Annotated in this window: 1 protein-coding gene and 1 pseudogene; one reads left to right on the forward strand and one right to left on the reverse strand. The window is 63.0% G+C overall.

Features of this window, described 5'->3' with window-relative positions:
• Nucleotides 1-101 precede the first annotated feature (101 nt).
• Nucleotides 102-491, forward strand: a complete 390-nt coding sequence (locus BF95_RS27800; RefSeq protein ID WP_235210016.1) for a hypothetical protein — start codon at nt 102-104, stop codon at nt 489-491.
• 61 nt (nt 492-552) lie between these two features.
• Here BF95_RS27800 and BF95_RS25295 read toward each other — a convergent pair.
• Nucleotides 553-1531 (reverse strand): annotated as a pseudogene (locus tag BF95_RS25295) (IS30 family transposase); the annotation flags it as partial.
• Nucleotides 1532-1593 lie beyond the last annotated feature (62 nt).

Raw genomic sequence — 1593 nt, forward strand, 5'->3', positions numbered from 1 at the left:
CAGGCGGTGGCGGAGGGCGCGCGCCCGCAACAGCGCAAGGCCCGCAAGGATAGCTGGACCAGGGCGCAGGAAAGGGAGTTTCTGGAGGTGCTGGCGACCACTTGCAACGTCAGCGAGGCGGCGCGGGTGGCGGGTGTGCGGCGCGCGGGCGCTATGAACGGCGGCAGCGCGACGCGCGTTTTGCCGCCGACTGGGACCGGGCGATCGACATCGGCTATGCCGAGATCGAGGCGATGCTGATGCGCGAAGTGTTGTTCGGCAGCGAGAGCGAGGAGATCGTGCTGGACGGCGAAGGGGCGGTGAAGAGCCGCAAGGTCAAGCGCGGGCGCGACCTGAAACTGGCGCTGCAACTGCTGATCCGGCATCGCGACAAGGTGGCGGCCTATCGCGCGGCGGCAGGGGTGCAGCGGCCCGACAGCCCCGACGCGGTGGCGCGCCTGCGCCGCGCGATGGACGAGATTGCGCGCAAGCGGGCGGCGACGGGGACGTGAGGGGGGGGGGGCTTTCAGAAAGAAGGAAGACCCTCACCCAACCCTCTCCCGCAAGCGGGAGAGGTGTGGATTCACATTGGAAGTGCAACGGGATGAATGTTTCGGCTGGAGTTTTGAAGCCGAGGCATTTTCTGGGTGTGTTATTGTAGTTTGCGATGATGGCGTCGATGGCTTTGCCAGGCAAGGTTTCGAGGTTTGTTTTGCGGGGTAGATTTCGTCGCAGGCGACCTATGGCGTTTTTCGACGCCGCCTTTCTGCCAAGGTGCGCGGGGATCGCAGAAGTAGGCGTTGAGGCCGAGTTGGCTAGCAATGAACTGGTGGCGGCTGAACTCAGTTCCGTTGTCGAAGGTGATCGATTGTCGCAGATCGGCGGGCATGGGGCGGAGCATCCGGACAAGGGTAGCTGCCACAGGATCGGCTTTCAGGCTGTTCTGCTGCACGGCGATGGTGAGGCGTGAATGTCTCTCGTGGGCGACGAGAATGGCCTGCCCAGCTATCGAGAAGAGCATGGCATCGGCTTCCCAATGACCCGCCTCCAGCCTGCTTGCGATGTTTTCATCGCGGTCGTGAATGGATGGGCGGTCAGCGTAGCGGGGCCAGCCGCCCTTGGTTCTCCAGCCGCGCTTGTACTTGGCGCGCGGCAAATAGAAGCGCCATCGCCGGTCATTGGTGCGTTTGAGCTGGGCGTAGACGAAGCGGTAGATTGTCTCGTGACTGATGACTTTGCGCCCTGCTTCATGAGCAAGGCGCCCGGCGACCTGCTCGGGTGACCAGCCTTGGGCGAGGCGATCAAGGATTGTCTCGCGCAAGGCATCGTCGCGCTCCAGCCTGGTCCCTGACCAGCGCCGGGCATTTGCCTGCGCTTGCGCGTAGGCAGGTTGGTAGCCGACCTTGGAACCGGCATTGCGCTTCAACTCCCGCGCGATGGTCGACGGCTGGCGATCCAGAGTTGCAGCGATTTTGCGGATCGATTGCCCGGCTTCGCGAAGCCGGGCAATCGAACATCGCTCCTCAATCGATAACTGGCTGTAGTTCGACATGGCAGCACCTGTGTGAGGTGTTGCACTTCGTTTGTGAACTCACAGGGGTCCATTAGSTSGAM

Source organism: Sphingobium sp. Ant17 (assembly GCF_000588875.1).
GTDB lineage: Bacteria > Pseudomonadota > Alphaproteobacteria > Sphingomonadales > Sphingomonadaceae > Sphingobium.